18 protein-coding genes are annotated in these 18,319 nt (G+C 47.6%); 12 read left to right on the top strand and 6 right to left on the bottom strand.

From position 1 onward, the window contains the following. Window positions 1–85: 85 nt before the first annotated feature. Window positions 86–511 carry a hypothetical protein gene (locus CSH92_RS10755; RefSeq protein WP_100657646.1) on the bottom strand — a complete coding sequence of 142 codons (426 nt, stop codon included), beginning with the start codon at window positions 509–511 and terminating at the stop codon, window positions 86–88. A 197-nt stretch (window positions 512–708) separates the two neighbouring features. Between CSH92_RS10755 and CSH92_RS10750 the strand changes: the two genes are divergently transcribed. Then, entirely contained in the window at window positions 709–1,164 is a 456-nt protein-coding gene (locus tag CSH92_RS10750; RefSeq protein ID WP_100657645.1) for a YHS domain-containing (seleno)protein, read from the top strand. A gap of 53 nt (window positions 1,165–1,217) precedes the next feature. On the opposite strand, the gene CSH92_RS17425 is transcribed toward CSH92_RS10750, so the two are convergent. Next, entirely contained in the window at window positions 1,218–1,397 is a 180-nt protein-coding gene (locus tag CSH92_RS17425; RefSeq protein WP_100657644.1) for a YgaP family membrane protein, read from the bottom strand. Window positions 1,398–1,571: 174 nt separating this feature from the next. Between CSH92_RS17425 and hemC the strand changes: the two genes are divergently transcribed. The 8 genes from hemC to CSH92_RS10705 all read left to right on the top strand — a co-directional run bounded on the left by hemC (window position 1,572) and on the right by CSH92_RS10705 (window position 11,029). Beyond that, complete coding sequence (gene hemC / locus CSH92_RS10740; protein ID WP_100657643.1) at window positions 1,572–2,504, top strand: hydroxymethylbilane synthase; 933 nt, start codon at window positions 1,572–1,574, stop codon at window positions 2,502–2,504. A gap of 9 nt (window positions 2,505–2,513) precedes the next feature. After that, window positions 2,514–3,245: a uroporphyrinogen-III synthase gene (locus CSH92_RS10735; protein WP_100657642.1), complete on the top strand. Its 732-nt coding sequence runs from the start codon at window positions 2,514–2,516 to the stop codon at window positions 3,243–3,245. A 3-nt stretch (window positions 3,246–3,248) separates the two neighbouring features. Then, on the top strand, window positions 3,249–4,442 hold the full coding sequence (locus tag CSH92_RS10730) for a uroporphyrinogen-III C-methyltransferase (RefSeq protein WP_100657641.1): 1,194 nt from the start codon (window positions 3,249–3,251) through the stop codon (window positions 4,440–4,442). Further along, window positions 4,439–5,626: a heme biosynthesis HemY N-terminal domain-containing protein gene (locus tag CSH92_RS10725; protein WP_100657640.1), complete on the top strand. Its 1,188-nt coding sequence runs from the start codon at window positions 4,439–4,441 to the stop codon at window positions 5,624–5,626. Before CSH92_RS10730 ends, CSH92_RS10725 begins: the two co-directional genes overlap by 4 nt. 10 nt (window positions 5,627–5,636) lie before the next feature. Then, on the top strand, window positions 5,637–6,299 hold the full coding sequence (locus CSH92_RS10720; protein ID WP_100657639.1) for a cupin domain-containing protein: 663 nt from the start codon (window positions 5,637–5,639) through the stop codon (window positions 6,297–6,299). Between the two features lie 10 nt (window positions 6,300–6,309). After that, window positions 6,310–7,926, top strand: a complete 1,617-nt coding sequence (locus CSH92_RS10715; protein WP_100657638.1) for a sel1 repeat family protein — start codon at window positions 6,310–6,312, stop codon at window positions 7,924–7,926. A gap of 23 nt (window positions 7,927–7,949) precedes the next feature. Continuing rightward, the gene (locus tag CSH92_RS10710) at window positions 7,950–8,852 is read left to right on the top strand and encodes a MipA/OmpV family protein (RefSeq protein ID WP_100657637.1); all 903 of its coding nucleotides are present in this window, start codon (window positions 7,950–7,952) and stop codon (window positions 8,850–8,852) included. 131 nt (window positions 8,853–8,983) lie between these two features. Next, window positions 8,984–11,029, top strand: a complete 2,046-nt coding sequence (locus tag CSH92_RS10705) for a S9 family peptidase (RefSeq protein WP_100657636.1) — start codon at window positions 8,984–8,986, stop codon at window positions 11,027–11,029. Between the two features lie 38 nt (window positions 11,030–11,067). Here CSH92_RS10705 and CSH92_RS10700 read toward each other — a convergent pair whose 3' ends face one another. Beyond that, the gene (locus tag CSH92_RS10700) at window positions 11,068–11,997 is read right to left on the bottom strand and encodes an aldose epimerase family protein (RefSeq protein ID WP_100657635.1); all 930 of its coding nucleotides are present in this window, start codon (window positions 11,995–11,997) and stop codon (window positions 11,068–11,070) included. Between the two features lie 16 nt (window positions 11,998–12,013). Beyond that, window positions 12,014–13,015, bottom strand: coding sequence for a substrate-binding domain-containing protein (locus CSH92_RS10695; RefSeq protein WP_100657634.1), 1,002 nt, complete (start codon window positions 13,013–13,015; stop codon window positions 12,014–12,016). A 356-nt stretch (window positions 13,016–13,371) separates the two neighbouring features. On the opposite strand from CSH92_RS10695, the gene CSH92_RS10690 reads away from it, so the two are divergent. From CSH92_RS10690 to CSH92_RS10680, 3 genes are all read left to right on the top strand, one after another. Next, on the top strand, window positions 13,372–13,992 hold the full coding sequence (locus CSH92_RS10690) for a hypothetical protein (RefSeq protein ID WP_100657633.1): 621 nt from the start codon (window positions 13,372–13,374) through the stop codon (window positions 13,990–13,992). A 99-nt stretch (window positions 13,993–14,091) separates the two neighbouring features. Continuing rightward, window positions 14,092–14,784: a FadR/GntR family transcriptional regulator gene (locus CSH92_RS10685; protein WP_100657632.1), complete on the top strand. Its 693-nt coding sequence runs from the start codon at window positions 14,092–14,094 to the stop codon at window positions 14,782–14,784. A gap of 39 nt (window positions 14,785–14,823) precedes the next feature. Continuing rightward, on the top strand, window positions 14,824–16,092 hold the full coding sequence (locus CSH92_RS10680) for an alpha/beta hydrolase family protein (protein WP_100657631.1): 1,269 nt from the start codon (window positions 14,824–14,826) through the stop codon (window positions 16,090–16,092). A gap of 18 nt (window positions 16,093–16,110) precedes the next feature. Here the strand turns inward: CSH92_RS10680 and galK are convergent, their stop codons facing one another. Then, a complete protein-coding gene (gene galK, locus CSH92_RS10675) occupies window positions 16,111–17,259 on the bottom strand; it encodes a galactokinase (RefSeq protein WP_100657630.1) in 1,149 nt (382 codons plus the stop codon). A 2-nt stretch (window positions 17,260–17,261) separates the two neighbouring features. Continuing rightward, window positions 17,262–18,293: a UDP-glucose--hexose-1-phosphate uridylyltransferase gene (locus CSH92_RS10670; protein WP_100657629.1), complete on the bottom strand. Its 1,032-nt coding sequence runs from the start codon at window positions 18,291–18,293 to the stop codon at window positions 17,262–17,264. Window positions 18,294–18,319: the final 26 nt, after the last annotated feature.

Here is an 18,319-nt window from a genome sequence, read left to right as displayed (position 1 = left end):
ATGAGGGTAAAGTGTGCAACACTTGATAAATTACTGCAACCCCTGAGATAAGGCTCTGCTGCGTTATACGAGCGTTTCTCAGCTGCTACAAACCAAAAGGGGTAGCCAAAACGAAAAAGAGCACAGCGATACTCGCGATGACACTGGTAATTATTCCACTCTTACGTGACCGCAACCAGCCAGACAAGCCAATGCTTACCAACAATGCGAGAAAACCTAATCCATACCCAAGCAACATACCATTCCACAAAATCTGGAGAACTGTGGACTCCACTTTGAAAGGGAGCTCTGGATGTAGCAGAATTGATAAACGCCACGAAGCGACAACCGCGACCAAGAGACTACAAGCGGCCAAGGCGGAGCTTGATATGATCCAACTAACGGACTTTTTCGGCGACATAAACACCACAATGGTAACCAGTATGGTGGCCGAGATCCCGCCTAAAAAAGCACTAACGAAGGACAGTTGTTCAGCTACCGCCAGGATATATGCGCTGTTCACTGTTTGCATGTAAGGTTTTCAGCTTCCGTGCATTAGAATTTATAAGAGACTAGCAAAAATGCGCGAAAAATAAACCCGTTTGGGCGTTCGAATGTGAGCACTAAAGCACAACTTCATTAAACACAATAATCCCATTCAAACTTTGCTGAAAGTTTTTGCCAACTCCGCCGGTTTTATTGCTTAGTAAATCAAAGCGGAAATAACTCATGTTAAAACTCACTAATTGGCTACGCGCGCTTTCTATTTTAATGGTACTTGCAAGTGCTAGTGCAATGGCTGACGACCCTATAGAGACCGGCACGTTTAACAATAAAGCTATCTATGGCTACGATACCGTGGCTTATTTTACCCAAGACGCAGCAGTTAAAGGCAGCGAAGACTATACAACTGCCTGGCGCGGTGCAGATTGGTACTTTTCATCACAACAGCATTTGGACATGTTTGTTGCAGACCCTGAAAAATACGCCCCACAATATGGCGGCTATTGCGCATATGCGATGTCTGATGGTCGCTTGGTTGGAATCGATGAACAGGCCTTTACCATCTTGGATGGCAAACTGTATTTAAATTACAGCAAAAGTGTTATGCGCGAGTGGCGTGAAGATACTGCTACCTATATTCCTCAGGCTGATACTTGGTACCCTAAAAAAGTCGACCTTTGAGTTTATTCGCCGCCTAAACTTCCAACAAATAAGGCTCAGTGCTCGCTAAAAAGCTAACGAGTACTGAGTCCCAACAACTTGTAGATCGGACAAAAACCAACGACTCCGGTTATTATGAGGACGACTCCCACATAGCCCCAAGGCGTTTGTGGCCCTACAAATACCAGGCTAAGAAGGACAACCCCTAGTATGATTCGAATTACTCGATCCGGCCCATTTTCATTCAATAACATGATAAATCTCCGCAGGTTTTCCTTAGCTTAGAGAAATCGCCCCTTGGGCGGATTGATGCGGATCAACGATAGCATTAAAACACTAAAACAAAATGTGCCGGTGATAACGGGTGATGATGTGAGAATCAATCAATTCAGTTACACTAAGGCTAATAAGCTTTATTTTTGTGAGTTATTGTGACAACAAGCAGAACAATTCGTATCGCTACACGCAAAAGTGCGTTAGCTCTATGGCAGGCAGAATTCATCAAAGCACAGCTTGAACATCACCACGTTGGCATTCAAGTTGAACTCGTACCGATGTCAACGCAAGGCGATCGTATATTAGATACACCGCTCGCGAAAATCGGAGGAAAAGGCCTGTTTATAAAGGAACTCGAAATAGCGATGCAGGAAGGCCGTGCAGATATTGCGGTACATTCGATGAAAGATGTTCCGGTGGCTTTTCCTGAGGGTTTTGGTTTGTACGCCATCTGCGAACGCGAAAATCCGTTTGACGCCTTTGTTTCCAATCAATATGACAGCTTAGCGGTTTTGCCCAAAGGAGCGATAGTCGGCACGTCCAGCTTGCGTCGTCAAAGTCAGTTACGCCATCATCGGCCAGACCTAGTAATCAAAGACTTGCGCGGCAACGTTAATACGCGTTTGAGCAAGCTAGACGCGGGAGATTATGATGCCATCATACTTGCTGCTGCAGGCTTAATTCGACTAAACATGCAAGCTAGGATCCGCGCAACCTTGCCTGCAACACTTTCACTGCCTGCCGTCGGTCAAGGTGCTGTTGGTATTGAATGTCGCAGCGATGATATGGAGTTGCGTGATCTACTTAAACCACTGCAACATTCTGAGACGTATTATCGAGTCTCTGCCGAGCGCGCCATGAACGCGAGACTCGAAGGGGGTTGTCAGGTGCCGATTGGAAGTTTTGCAGAGATTAATGGTGATACATTGGTTTTGCGTGGACTGGTAGCCAGTCCCGATGGCAAACAGCGATTCATGGCAGAGGCTGTAGGTGTTTATCATGACGCAGTGTTAATCGGCGAACGCGTTGCTGACGATCTTTTGGCCCAGGGCGCAGGTGAAATACTCGCGGCACTAAGTCACTAAGGAGTACACGTGATCTTGCTAGTAAGACCTCTGCAAGCGCTTGCAGCGAGCTTAGCGGTTTTTCAACAGGCTCAATTAACTGAACCTGTTAGCGGCCTCGCGCTGCAAGAGATAATTAGTGACGACAGTGGTTTGCAAGCACTTACAAACCTTTTGACAGATAACGAAAAGCCTCCGCAAGTCATAATCATTACCAGCCAGTATGCTGCTGCAATGCTGGTAAAGGCATTTCGGCATAGTCATTCTGACCATCTCCCTGCAACGCTTATTGCCATTGGGCAAAAAACCAGACGAGCGATGGAGGAATATGCCGATTTCTGTTTGCTTCCGCATGAACAATCATCGGAAGGGGTACTCGCCATGCCTTGCCTAACCGATGTCGCGCAAAAAGCCATCATCATTGTCAAAGGTCAGGGCGGCAGAAAGAACCTCTATCAGACGTTAACGCAAAGAGGTGCATGGGTCACTGAACAAGCGGTATATCAACGCGAGTACTTGCCAGTAAGCACATCTATGCGCCAAACCATCAATACAGCCAGCACAATAATAGTCACCAACGGCGAATCGGCAAAAGTTTTGTTGCAGCATATTGAGGCAAAGGTATTACCTACTATTAGCTGGATTGTGCCCAGTCAACGGATCGCTGATTTGATCGAGCGACATGGTCTACAATCTGTGTATATAAGCGCTGGCGCAAGCGACGCAGCGTTGTTAAAGTGTCTTCATCAAATCATGGAGTAACGCATGACAGATTCGGAACCAACAGTCTCCTCTACCGCCTTAACCTCGGCATCGAAGAGTACCAACGAGCGCGGAGATACAAGCTCTGTAATCAATGAGCAAGAGAAGCCCAGCAAGCAAAGTCCTCGTACATCTGGGTTAGTTTGGTTTTTCCTAGGTTTAAACTGGCTGTTATTGATTGCGGCTGTTGCTGCAGCCGGTTGGTATTATTGGTCAGAACTGCGGGTCGGTGATGCACAAGTTCAACGCAACCAAACCGCTGTGGCCCAACAGCAAGCGTTAACCACCCAACTCAGCGCCAGTCTGCAAGCCAACGCCAATGCTCTAGACACCCTAATCGCTGATCGCGATAGGCAAGAGCAAACATCGGCGGCTGCCATAGCGCAATTGAGCGAAGCAAATAACACGTCACAAGCGCAAATTGGCCAGCTACGCGCTCAATTGGAAGAAGTTGGTGGGCGTCGTCCTTCAGATTGGTTGCTTGCCGAGGCAGATTATCTCGTGCGTATGGCCGGCCGCAAGCTATGGCTAGAAGGTGATACGCGTAGCGCTCTTATGATGTTAAGTGCGGCTGATGCCAGATTGGCCGATTTGGGCGACCCTTCGCTGCTTCCTCTGCGACAATTGTTAGCTGAAGACGTACAAAACTTACAACAGATTAATCCGGTTTCCCTAACATCGGTAGCATTGTCACTCTCAGGGATGCTTCCGCTGATTGAGCAACTTCCTGTCGATGCGCTGAAGTTACCTGAGCCAACCGCAGGACAAGAAATAGAGCCATTAACCGAGTCGGTCAGCGACTGGTGGGAAAATCTGCGCCGAACTATGCGTACAATGATGGATGATTTTATTAGCGTCAAACATCGCGACCAACCGGTTGAACCTTTGATGTCAGAAAAATTACAGTGGCTGCTGAAAGAACAATTAAGCTTGACGCTCATGCAGGCTAAGTCAGCGGCTATGCGTGCAGAGCCAACGCTGTATCAACAGTCTCTGCAGCGGGCCATGGCGATTTTAATTGAAGATTTTGATTTAGAAAATACAGCGGTACAACAATTCACTCATGCGCTTCAGAATTTGCTTGAGACAGATATCAGCAAAACCTTACCGCAACAATTTAAAGTGCAACAACCGCTTGAAGACAGACTCAACGACCGGATTAACGCGGCCTTTAGAGTTGGAGAGCAGCCGCTATGACACGGTTGATTATGCTAATCGCGTTATTCTTATTGTTTATGGTAGCAATGATTGCCGGCCCATCGCTTGCCGGAGAAAAGGGCTACGTACTAATTGCAATGGGTAACTACACCATTGAACTAAGCGTTGTCGCGTTAGGTTTTATTCTATTGGCGTTGGTGGTCGGTTTTCTGGTTGTAGAGTGGGCGATTAAACGCCTGTTTAGAATGCTCTCAGGCTCGTCTGTGTGGCTTGGCGGATGGAGTCAGCGCCGTCTCAATAAAGCCTACTTCAAAGGGATCACAGCTTATTTCGAAGGCGATTTAGTGCGCGCCAACAAATGGTTAGCACGGACTGAAGAGGGTGACTTTGACGGTGTAAACTTGCTTGCTGCGGGACAAGTCGCAGCGGAATTAGGAGATCATGGCCGCGCAGAAAAGCTCTGGCAAAAGGCCGCCGATCAAAGTAGCGCTGATTATGCTGCCAAAATTTGTGTAGCGAAAAATCATCTCACCCACAACCGCCTAGCAGAAGCACTAGCGGTTATTGAAGCTATGGACGAAAAGGAGCAACAGCGAGTTTCCAGTGTTCGTTTATGGATCCGAATATTGGCTCAAATGGGGCGTTGGAAGGATATTCAAGCGCACTTGTCGGATTGGCGCAAACCTCTGGGCGACGATTATACCGATTGGGCGCAACGTGCTGCTAAGGGTGAGTTTGCCGAAATCGCCAGCAAATCCGGTGCGAATCAATTAATCCAGCATTGGCATCAATTGCCGCGCAATGTGCGCCGAGATAGAGCCAAACAAGCCGCTTATGTGCAGCAGTTACTTGATCAAGGGATGCATCATGATGCGCAAAAACATTTGGTGGAATGGCAATCAGAAAAGCCCGTCGATGCGTTACTCCCATTAATGAAACAGCTACAGCTGCCTAACCCGGCGCCAAGCATTAAACTGCTAGAGCACTGGCTCAAAAAGGATGAAAGTAACGTTGATTATTTAACCACTCTCGGCGCAATTGCTTACAACTGTGGGAATGACATTTTGGCTGAAAAAGCCTTACAAAAAGCGATTAAGTTAGCCCCTAACCAAGAGCGACTGCGTCTGCTTGCACAGCTTAGTGAGCGTAAACAGGATAATGTAAAAGCATTAGCGTTATATAAACAAAGTCTCGAAAAGCAGTCGTCAACGAACCTTAAATAATTCAGCGAACATGCACATCAATAGCGATTTTACTCAACGCGTTGTGATCACTCCCGATGACTACCAGTGGGTTGACAGCCCGATTCAAGGAGTGGAACGCATGATGTTAGATAGGATTGGAGATGAAGTCGCCAGAGCAACGTCATTGGTACGCTATGCGCCCAATTCTACTTTCCCCGAACATCAGCACGGTGGCGGAGAAGAAATTTTTGTACTCGATGGCGTTTTTGCTGATGAACATGCCCAGTACCCTGCTGGTACTTACATGCGCAATCCTATTGGAACCAAGCACTCCCCTCGCATTGGTCCTGAAGGCGCATTAATTTTTGTCAAACTACACCAGTTTTCACCGCAGGACACTGCGCACTTTTCGCTTGATACCACCCAACAAACTTGGTCTCCGGGCTTGGTCGAGGGTTTAAAAGTAATGAGCCTGCATCAATTTGAGCATGAAAGCGTCGCATTGGTTAAGTGGGCTCCCAACACTCAATTTAAACCGCATAAACATTGGGGTGGTGAAGAGATTTTAGTGTTGCAAGGTACCTTCCATGATGAGCACGGCAGCTATCCTGCCGGCAGTTGGCTGCGCAGTCCGCACTTAAGTGAACATACGCCGTTTACCAAAGGAGACGGCGCATTGATTTATGTTAAAGTAGGGCATTTAAGTAGTTAAAGGCAATGGAATGACTCCGAGTTGTTGGTACTTATTGGCAATCGAGCCGACGCATGACACGCAAAAAATCGAAGCCGCTTACACAACAGCGATTTCAGCTCTCAGCGATGGCGCTGATGACGAAAGTGAGGCGCTGATTCAGGCCCGCAATGATGCGCTCGCATTTGCGCAACCATTGCAATTAGAAGCAGCCGACTTTGAATTTGTGCAACACATGCTGGCAGCTGTTGAGCAAACCTTTAACACCACAGAGCTGCGCGTTAACCACAACCATTGGGAGGGTATTTTAAGCCAACTCAGTGTAGCCAATTTTCGCTGTGTAACGGCGCTGCGGATCACCATTGCTAACATGTGCGCAGCATACGTGGCAGGCAATCAGGCCCAGCAGTTTAGTTTCGATTTACCTTCCTTTGTCTTACCGGCACTCGCACGTGCACTCACTTGGCAAAATCATAAACAACAATTACGTGCCCATATAGGTACTTCTACCACGAACCAGTTATTGGCGGCGGTTGGCGACGAGCTTCCCCCCTATGTAGCGGATACGCAGCCCCATTCCTCCCATGCTAAATGGATAGTGAACAGTGCGATAGTCGGCTTTTTAGTCGCGACTATTCTGCTGATTGGTGTGGCTTTAAATAAACCTCAACCCACAGCTCAAACCCCAGACGTGGCATGGGAGCCAGACTTGCTTGCTTGCAACGAGGTAGAAGACGCTGCTGCAACAGAATCCTTTGAACGTTGTTTGGCGCTCGCCAATGACGACTGGTTGGCAGCCAAGAAACGGATCGCATGGGCGTATACGGTAGAGCATGAAAATCAGGATTGGGGCGAAGCCTATCGCTGGCTTAGAGAGATTGGCGACGATGACGAAAATGCTGAATTTTTAGCCAATGTTATTTTGTTTTTACTCGGCGAAGAGGAACAAGATCGGATCAATGGAGAACGTCGTATCCGCCAACAGGCAAACTTACGCTTTGCGCCAGCTGAAGCCTACTTAGGGACACTTTATGCACTCGGCTTGAACTTACTCGAGCGTGACGCCAACATTTTATGGTTGCTGGAAAGCGCCTACCAAAAAGATAATTCAGTGATCAGCGTTTATGAAATGATCCAAATTCACGTGAATGGTCTGGCCACGCGAGTTAATTTGAGTAAAGCTAGGCAGTTGCTGGATGAATACGCCCAATCTAATACGCCGGACAGTATTAATAATACAGCATGGTTTCTTGCTACATTAGAAAATAATCTATTACATCCCCCTGAACATGCGGTCAGTATGGCTGAATCATTAATTGGAGATGAAGGTGGGCAAACCAATTATTCCTATGTTGATACGCTTGCGGCTGCATATGCGGCCAATCAACAGTTTGACAAAGCCATCGCAACTCAAACTCAAGCGATAGCAATACTGAAAGCAGAACAACCGGAAAATTCCGAAGCGATTTCCTTATATGAAGAGCGCCTAGCGACTTACCAAGCGAGCCAGCCGGTCATTTATGATGATCTTGCGGTAAGCGATAGCGCTGCATTCTTTGATGACTTGAAGACTGATATAGAACAAATGCTACTGGATTATTTTTATCAAGAAATTGATCCTCCTAAGTCACTCAACGTTACTGAATAATCACTTTATAGTTGGCTTTGTAAATGCGTCTATTTCATCTGATCTTTTCAACATGCTTTGCTTACGGCGTACTTGCTTTTTATTCCCTTGCTTTCGCTGAATCAGCAGACAGCCCCGATCGCGATTTTAGTGGCTTTGAGGATGTTACAGAGCTACAACCATTGTGGGAGTTTGGGGTTGGCGGAGGCCTCGGTGAAGTCCCCAATTATCCAGCATCCAGTGAGCGAAACTTTATTGCATTAGCAGCGCCCTATGTGGTCTATCGGGGTGATGTTTTTCGTGTCGGCGGCGGCGGTGGCGCACGCGCAGTGGTGGTCGATGAAAGTAACTATGAATTTGATATCTCCCTAGGCGGCGCATTTGCTGCTGAAAATGACGACAATGGTGTGCGCCAAGGTATGCCCGATTTGGATTATCTATTCGAACTCGGCCCACAATTTGTCTACAAGTTGCGAGACTTTAATTTTGCCAAAGGTGGCAACGGGCGGCTTAATTTCAGGTTGCAAACTCGAGCGGTTTTTTCCACTGACTTCAGCGGCATCGATCACCAAGGGTTTGTCGTCGAGCCGGTATTGAGCTACCAGCAACGCGGGCGACTATTTGCTGATACCAGTCTTACTCTTTCCATCAGTTCCACGTTTGCAAGCCGTGACTTACACGCCTATTTTTACTCAGTTGCGCCAGAGTTCAGCACCGCAGAGCGTGCTACCTATGAAGCTAAAGGTGGCTATCTCGGCACCGAAATCTATGCCGGTCTAGGATTTCCAGTCGGCACCAATGTACGTGCATTTATAGGCGGAACCTTGCAGCTCCAGCATGGTGCAGCCAATACCAACAGTCCCTTGTTTGAAGATAAGCTAACCTACAGTGTTGGTGTGGGATTTGTGTGGCGGTTATACCAAAGTAAAACACGGGCGTCTTGGTAATAATGCGCCAAGCGTTGTTAAGCTTCGTGCACACCTTAATAAAGCTAACTTCGTTAACGGGCTAGACTGAACGCAATCGGGTTTTGTATCGTAGTAGTGACGACCAATAAAACTACAAGGAGTCCCGTCACATGCATCCCATGCGAACGACCGCCATAGCTGTTGCGATGGCTGCAGTTTCTAACGCTAGTGCAGCTGCGACATTTAAAATAGAACATTTACCCCAAGTTAAACATGCTGCCAACATCACCGTCGCCCCCAACGGCGAAGTGACCGCCTATACGCTTTCCAACCCTCGCGATATGCTTGCGGGCGATAAAGATGGCCGTGCAGATAGTCATATTTACGTGCTTCGCGAGGGTAAGGAACCACAGCTTTTTGTGGGTGGCGAAGGTAGCGTAAGCGGATTGCAGTTCAGCGCTGACAGCGACACGTTATTTTTTAAAACCAAACGTGAAGGCGATGAAAATACAGCGCTATATTCAATATCGCTATCGGGCGGAGAAGCCACCAAGCGCTTTGAATTCGATACCGCTATCGGCGACTATGCCGTTAGCGCTGATCTCTCCAAGCTTTATTTTGTCGCGCGCCCGAAGGATGAAAGTGAAGATTTAAAAGATAAAGGCTTCAAGGCCTATGCCTATGAAGAAGATACGCGCCTCGCTAGTTTATGGCAGGCTGATCTAAAACAGCCTAGCGCCGAGCCTAGCGTTGTGTATAACCAAGGTCATGTATCCGATTTTGACCTCGCAGCAGATGACGAAACCGTCGTTTTAGCTGCAGCGCCGACCAGTTTAATCGACGACTATTACATGCTACGCGATTTATACGTGGTCAATGTTGAGTCTGGCGAAGTCGTCAATCACGTTGATATTCCTGGCAAACTGGGTACTTTTGAGTTATCAGCTGATGGTGAACACATTGCGTTCTTAGCTGGCTTCGACGTGCATGACACCGCAACTGGTGTGTTAATGACAGCAAGAACCGATAGCCCAGAATTTTCCATTCTAACGGGTGACGCGCCACAGCACATCCAAGACATTGACTGGCTGGGCAACGACATCCTCGCAGTTGCACATCGAGGTGTGGAAAGCGCACTCGTAGTCTATGCAACTGACGGTGATGTAAAGCGCACATTCAAGACACCAGAAGATATCGTTGTACGCAGTGCTGATGTGGGTGACGGTGAAATCCGCTTTACCGCAGATAGCCCCACACATCCGCGCGAGGTGTTTAGCATTGCCCGCGGCAAAACCAAAAAGTTAACTTCGCATAATAGTTGGCTAGACGATATTGAGTTGGCTAATCAATCGACGTTTAGCTACAAAGCCCGTGACGGTGAAACGGTTGAAGGTCTACTGATTACACCTAACACGCCTAAACCAGATAACGGCTGGCCGTTGATCCTGACAGTGCATGGTGGACCTGAAGCCCACTACAGCGATGGTTGGCTAACCGCATATTCACTTGCCGGACAATTTGGCGCTGCGGACGGTTATGCGGTGTTTTATCCAAATTACCGCGGTTCAACCGGTCGAGGCGTTGCATACGCAAAACAACATCAAAACGACTACGCGGGTAAAGAGTTTAATGATTTGGTTGATGGTGTTAATGCCTTGGCTGACGCCGGTATGATCAATCGTGACCGTGTAGGTATTACTGGTGGGTCCTATGGTGGATATGCGTCAATGTGGGGGGCAACAGCCTTATCCGAGCATTTCGCTGCAGCTGTCGCTTTCGTTGGGATCTCAAATCAAGTGTCTAAGTTTGGCACCAGCGATATTCCTAACGAAATGCATCTCGTGCACTCATTAAAGTGGCCTTGGGAAGATAATTGGATGAACCTTATTGAGCGTTCACCGATTTTTCACGCCGGTAATAGCACTACGCCAACCTTAATCTTGCATGGTGAAGAAGATACCCGAGTGCACCCCAGTCAATCAATGGAGTTGTACCGTTCAATGAAAGTAAGGACTAACACACCTGTGCGTTTGGTGTTCTATCCGGGAGAAGGACATGGCAATCGTAAAGCCGCTGCGCAGTATGATTATGCGCTACGCTTAATGCGCTGGATGGATACGTATCTGGCTGTGGGTGATAATCGTGCCGCCCCTATGCCGCCGTTTGATCTTGAAATGGGTGAACGCCTAAAAGGCAATGAAGAAGAGGCAGAGTAATCCGCCAAAATCAATCCTCACACTCAGTGAGGATTGATTTATTCCACAATGATTTCATAGCGAATATAGTGTCGACTCGGCGTATTCGCAGGAAGATGTCCTTGGTCCGATTGATTAGGGGCATCTGCACCGAAGTGTGGCTCAATACAAATAGCCTGATTGGCTTTGAACACATCCCCCAGATAGTAACCCGTGTAAGCTTGCGCCGCTGGGTAATCTGAAGTGATGACTAAACCTAGATCACCATTACCACTGGTTATGACGCTGCGCTGTGGCTCATTATCAAATACTAAGTTGTGATCTAACAGCGCCCAAGAAGCGTGCGCATCCAATCGTGCAGCTTTATAAAAATCAAACATACTGCCACGCACAGGTTCAGGGGCTGCTTTAGGTAACCCTGCATCGTTTTTAGGCACAAAGTGACTTGCATTGCTTTGCAACGACTGACACAGTCCAGACTTACCAGAATCTATCCCGTTTAAATTAAAATAACTGTGACCCGTTAAGCAAACAACGGTAGATTTGTCGGAGAATGCGTTTAATTGCACATCCAATATGCTCCCCGTCAAGGTGTAGATAACATCAAACGTTATTGGACCAGGATACCCATTCCAACCGTCCTCGGTCTCATATCGCAAGTGCAGGGTTTGATGATCATGATTAATCACGTCCCAGATTTGCTTATCTAAGGCTTTGACGCCACCATGCAAATGATTTCTGCCATCATTTTGCTGCAGCTGGATTGAGTGCTGTACTAACTGAACTCTGCCATCACGAATGCGGTTTGCGTATGGCCCCACAATACAACCCACGTAGTAAGGGTCGGGAAAATAGTCTTGTAAATCAGGATAGGTTAATACGATTCGGCGCGGCTTTTCTGCAACATTAACTGTCCAATCAACAATCCTAGCCCCCCAATCGGATAAGGTAACTTGCATTACTTCAGACGTTAATTGAAAAGTCCTCATGGCATCACCTTCACGTTTAAACGCGTTTTACAGAATCTCGCTTTACGATCGTTGGCTGGTATTTGAATGTCGTTTCTTTTTGCGGCGGCCGTCCTTGAGCATATTCCAGCGCCAATTCTGTCGCGCGGGAAGCCATTATCTCAATGGGATAACGCAAGGTGGTCAGCTTCGGGCGACAGTATTTCGCCAATAAAATATCATCGTAACCGATCACTGAAACTTGTTCTGGAACTTTAATATCATGGTCAAAAAGCATCGACATCGCCCCTGACGCCATTGCGTCATTATAGGCCAAAACAGCGGTAAAACTGCTCCCCCGTGACAATAAATTTTGAATTGCAGCCTCGCCTCCCTCTTGATTGGGCGGCGCGTACTCAATGTTTTCGGGGCGTAATTCAATGCCTGCTTCGTCAAGAGCAGCCCTGATACCTTGCAGCCTGTGGGCGGGGTCATCAATGGGAAAATCACTTGTGATCACTGCAAAGTTCGAATGCCCTTGCTTAATCATATATTCAGCCATTAAGCGTCCGCCGGCACGATTATCTAGCCATACGCAGCGCGCTGATATCTCAGGTATAAAGCGATTAATAATTACTAGCCCGGGCACCGAATCGGCAAGTGCAACCAAAGTTTCATCCGGCAATGTTTTACTATGCACAACCATTGCGTCGCAGCGATGTTCGAGCAGGGTCTCTATGGCCTTATGCTCCGCTTCAGCCCCAATAGAACCGCCACTGATCAAGATTTGCGTGTTGTGTTTACGTGCCATTGTCTCCACGCCGTGTGCGAGCGCGGCAAAGAAGGGTTCGTACAAGTCTGCGATGACAATGCCAACGGCGTTATTGCGACTGGTTGCGAGTGCACGTGCATTCGCATTGGGGCGATAATTCAGCTCCTTAATAATGGACTTCACACGCTCGCGCGTCGCTCGGCCAACTTTAGGACCATCATTGATCACGCGAGAAACCGTGGCTTGGGATACACCCGCAGCATCTGCGATTTGTTTCATGGTCGCCATTGTCGCTTTCCTCAGCCTTACTTAATCATCAGAGTTTACTACAGACGCAAACCTGTCGCTGTTAATAATTATGATAAATACGCTTTATTGCAAGCATTCTTAAAAACATTTGCAAAATTAGGGAAAGCGTATACCCTTATGTAAACCTTTTGTAAAATAAAAACAATAACCAAGTCGATTTGTGTGTACTTTTGATTATCAGACGATAACAAAATCAATGTAAATCATTGTTTAATAGCTGATTTGTGTAACACTCAACGATCGCAAGTTTAAAAGGTGCAGCAAAATCGCTGCGGCAAGCAGGGTAACCGGTTACCCTTTTTTACAAAAAACACACATTTGACGGGACACCTTTTATGAATATCGGACACCATGCACTGCAAATTCCATCGCAACCCTTTATTCAGTTATCGCCTTTAGATTCTGCTGCTGTCGAGACGACTACCGCTTCGTTTGCGCATTTAAGCCCGCAACAGCGAACATCAGAAATTCAACAGTGGCTCAGCCAAAACAGCAATCGCTCCTTTGTTGGTACAGTTAATTTTGGCAAAAACCTGCGTGCCGGAAATTGCGTCAGTAACATGACTTCGTTATTGGTGTGTGAAAACTCCGATTGGCAAGTTACTGTTGTGCACTCCCCAAGCCAACCATTCGCAACACAAGTGATATCGAAGTTCCGTGCGGTGTCATTGAGTTCATTGGATGCGTCGCAGGTCAATAGTTTGGGGCATATTATGACGGTCTTATCGACTCGCTATGACAATCTTTGTATGAGTACCGTGCCTTTGAACATAGAGTGGTCTGAGAGTTACGAGGACAATTGTTTGATAGCAGTTATCACTCCCAACATACAAGCCCAATCCGGTCTGTTTGCAGGGCAGCGATTTATCGGTGCGGATTTTTCTGCACAACAAGTTGCACGTCGATTAGGGAATTTGTCGGATATCCATTTCCGCGATATTTTCACCATGGACTAGTGGTTTAAAATGCTGTGATAGGTTTGGAAAAGTGACAGCAGGGCTCAATACGTGGTATTTATATGACTAACTATTGTCTGCCATGTTTATGCGTCCTCAATGTCACAATCATCATCGTTAAATATCACTCAAAACCTGACCCACACTCTGGGCCTAGCAATAGTCCGTGGTGACTTTGATGAGGCGCTTCCGTCAGAAGCGGAGATTTGTGAACAATTTGGAGTGAGTCGAAGCTCAACGCGTGAAGCGGTTAAGATGCTTTCAGCAAAAGGGTTAATTCGATCGCGGCCCAAGCAAGGGATCCGGATCCAACCCGAGCGACACTGGAACATGTTCGATCCAGACGTGCTTAAATGGACACTGGTAAGTAAACCCACGTTGGAACTATTGCGTGAGTTTTTTGAGATGCGCTTAGTGACTGACCCACAGGCTGCAGCGCTGGCGGCGCAACATGCAAAGCCAGAGAACATCGTCGAACTGCGTAAGGCGATCGATCGCATGCGCGATGCGGAGTCAGGTTTGGACGACATTTTAGATGCAGATATCGCATTTGTGTCAGCACTGTTTGAGGCCACTCACAATCGCTTTTTTATACAATTAATTGAATTTACTAGTACTGCATTGCGGGTGACCTCGCGTTACTCAAATCGCATGCAAGGCATCAAACTTTCAAGTGTAGAAACTTGTACTTCGGTGTTTGATGCCATCGTACAAAAACAATCAGACACCGCATTTGCCTTGGTCGAGCAAATGCTTAAAAAAATGATGACAACGGTACTTGCAGACCAATAACGCCAGCACCGTTGTAGCTCAACTACAACGGAATTAGGTATGAAACGTTGGTTATTGTTGTTATCGCAGCTGTGTTTATCGACGCAGATCTCTGCAGCCCCTGAGCAATTGTTTAAACCACTACCAGCAGATGTAACGCCGCAATTAAGTCAATTCGGCGACTATGCTGTTGGCGTAAAGACAGTCAGTGTCACCATAGAGAACTACCAAAATCCGTTCAATCCCGGTTTAGATTCACGCTCTCTGACTTTGGAAACCTGGTATCCCGCAACAGCGGGCAGCGGCGAACGCGCGAGCTACATCAATGAAACGCGTTCTGGGGCGGTTTTTGAACTGGCCGGACAAGCCTCTCGTGACGCTAGCCCGCTTGAGTCAGAGCAGTATCCAGTGGTCGTTATTTCGCATGGTTACACTGGCTATCGCACCATCATGTTTCACATTGCGGAACACCTCGCCTCACATGGCTACATTGTGATCGGCATTGACCATACGGATTCAACCAATGCTGATGTTGATTTTGCTGTTGATCCGGGGGCGGGATTTCTAAGCACTTTAGTCAATCGCTCGTTAGATCAACAGTTCGTTTTGGACTGGGTGTTGGACGATTCATTTCTGACAAAAATCAGTGATGCCAAGCGTGCTGGCTTAATTGGCTATTCGATGGGCGGTTATGGCGCGCTCAACACCATCGGCGGCTGCTATGCCTTTACTGAGCATCATGTTGCGGCCATTTCCGGGTCGCAAGATAGCGCAGCTAATCAAGCGCTTGCCATGGGTTTAAATCAATGTGCCGCACGCCGGCCTCAAGGAGCGGACCTGCGCTGGAAAGCCGCGATATTAATCGCACCGTGGGGCGGACAGCACCAAGTTTTTGCGCCAGATTCACTCGCCGAGATCAAGGTGCCTAGTTTGTATATTGCAGGCGATCTAGATGACATTTCAGGCTATTCTGGGATCCATTGGTTGTATGAGCAACATCAACTACCAGCGACACAAATGCTTACCTATCATTACGCTCGGCATAACATTGCGCCGCACCCAGCACCTTCAGCTGCAATGTCTAACGAGCTGGACATCGGCCATTATTGGGATGCAACCTGGGATATGCAGGCATTGGCGATGACCAATCAACATTTCACTCTGGCCATGATGAACTGCCACGTTAAGCAAAGCAGCGATGCGTGTAAATACCTTGGCGTGCGAGGCTCATCGAATCAACATCCGATTGATGGCAAGAAACCAGACCCTTGGATGGGATTTGATGATCGTTATTCCACGGGGATGAGTATGCAGGCAAAGCAGCCGTAAGGCTGCTTAATCACTGTTTTATAAGCTTTGAATAGTGAGCCCTTGAGAGGGCTCACACTGGAGAATATCAGCGCGCAAACCAAACTGCGCAAAGTACTGCTGCTCAACAGCGCTAATGACTTTTTCGGCATCCTTTTTGTCACAAAGACAAATGACCGCACCGCCGAATCCGCCGCCAGTTTGGCGACACGCGCCTTTGCTATTTAAAGCTTGCATGCATATATCAACCAGCCCATCAGTAGCCGGGACGGTAATTTCAAAATCATATTTCAAGGATAAATGCGCTTCGTGCATGATGCTATACAGACGCTCAAAGTCACTGTCGGCCAGCGCCTTTACAACATCTAATACGCGTTGGTTTTCAGTGATGACATGCTTAGCGCGGCGATAGACCTCATCCGGAATGTCGGCTTGGATCAGTGACAGCATGTGCATATCGGCCTTGCGCAAACTCGACAACTGCATTTTAGCGGCAGCCAATTCACACGCTTGCCGCCGCTGGTTATACTCACTGTCGGCCAATTTGCGCGGATAATTGCTGTTGATCACCAACAGACTTAAATCGTCTGGAATTTCGACAGTCTGCGTCGCTAAATTCTCACAATCAATAAGCAGAGCTGCATGATGTTGTGCTTTGGCAGAGATAAGTTGGTCCATAATGCCGCATTGGCAATCAATAAAGTTATTCTCAGCAAGTTGACCAAACCGTGCAATTTGCGCATTCGACAAACCCAATCCATTGAGCTCGTTAAACATGCCGCCTATGGCCACTTCAAGTGCTGCAGAACTCGATAGCCCGGCCCCCTGCGGAACATCACTTGTAATCGCTAAGTCTACTCCAGCTAGCGTGTGACCCGCGGCAATAAGTTCTAGCGCAACGCCCCTTACGTAGTCACCCCAAGGGTAATCACCTGGCGTAATTTGACCTGACAAATCAAATTGCTCTCGCTGCTGCGGGTATTGCAATGAAATCACATTGACTTTGCTATCTTGCCGCGGACGCGCCAACACAATAGTTTTATATTGCAACGCACAAGGTAATACAAAGCCTTCATTATAATCCGTATGCTCACCGATAAGATTGACCCGACCTGGTGCCGTCGCTTGATAATCTGGCGAGCAATCATACGCTTTCACGAATGCATCTAATAGCGTTTCATCAACCATGCTTATGCTCTCTCCAAGTAATGCACTTCACTCACGTCGCGTAATATTTGTGCCGCCAATTCGGGAGTCAGGTCACGCTGACTCTCAGCCAACATTTCGTAGCCGACCATATGCTTCTTCACGCTTGCACTGCGCAATAGCGGTGGGTAAAAATGAGCGTGCAAAACCCAGTGCGAGCTATCTGTTAAATCTGATGGGGCATTGTGCCATCCCATTGAATAAGGAAAGCTACAATTAAATACATTGTCGTATTTAATGGTTAAATGACGTATAGCCTGTGCCAGTGTGCGTGCCTTTGCGTCAGACATCTGATTAAAATTAGCAATCGCATGACGACAAACCACTAACGTTTCGAACGGCCACTTAGCCCAATAAGGCACAACCACTAACCAATCGTCGTTGGCATAAACCACTCGCTCGCCATTCTCTATTTCAGCGGCAGCGTAATCGCTCAATAGCGCTTTTCCATGAGTTTCCCAATAAGCACGCTGATGCTCCTCTTCACGTTCGACCTCAGTTGATAGGTGCTGGTGCGCCCACACCTGACCATGCGGATGAGGTTGCGAGCACCCCATAATCTCACCTTTGTTCTCAAACAAATGTACACAGGTAAAACGGGTACTAAGATCTTCGTATTGCGACCGCCATACATCCACTACAGCAAGCATTTCATCTTCAGTAAGCTGTGGTAGCGAGCGATTGTGATCAGGTGAAAAACAGATCACCCGGGCAAGCCCCGTCGCAGGCGTTTGAGTAAACAACGGCGACGATTCAGTCGCACTGTTGGCATTGCTCGTCAGTGCGGCAAAATCATTGTCAAAGACAAAAGTCTTGGCATAAGCCGGATTTAGCTCATCGTTGACACGTTGATTAGCGGGACAAAGGGGGCAGCTTGGATCATGTTTGGGTAAATCTTGCTCTGCAACACTTTCCACCGCACCGGACCACGGGCGGTTATTGCGATGCGGTGAGACTAGAACCCATTCACCGGTCAATGGATTGCGACGCCGAAACGCCGCGTTATTTGCACTCATCCAGTACATCCATCTATATAATAGTA

This window comes from Neoalteromonas flava (assembly GCF_002807685.1).
In the GTDB taxonomy this organism is placed as follows: domain Bacteria; phylum Pseudomonadota; class Gammaproteobacteria; order Enterobacterales; family Alteromonadaceae; genus Alteromonas_E; species Alteromonas_E flava.
Note: the sequence above shows the minus strand (reverse complement) of the source record. Positions and strands in the feature narration are given on the sequence as shown.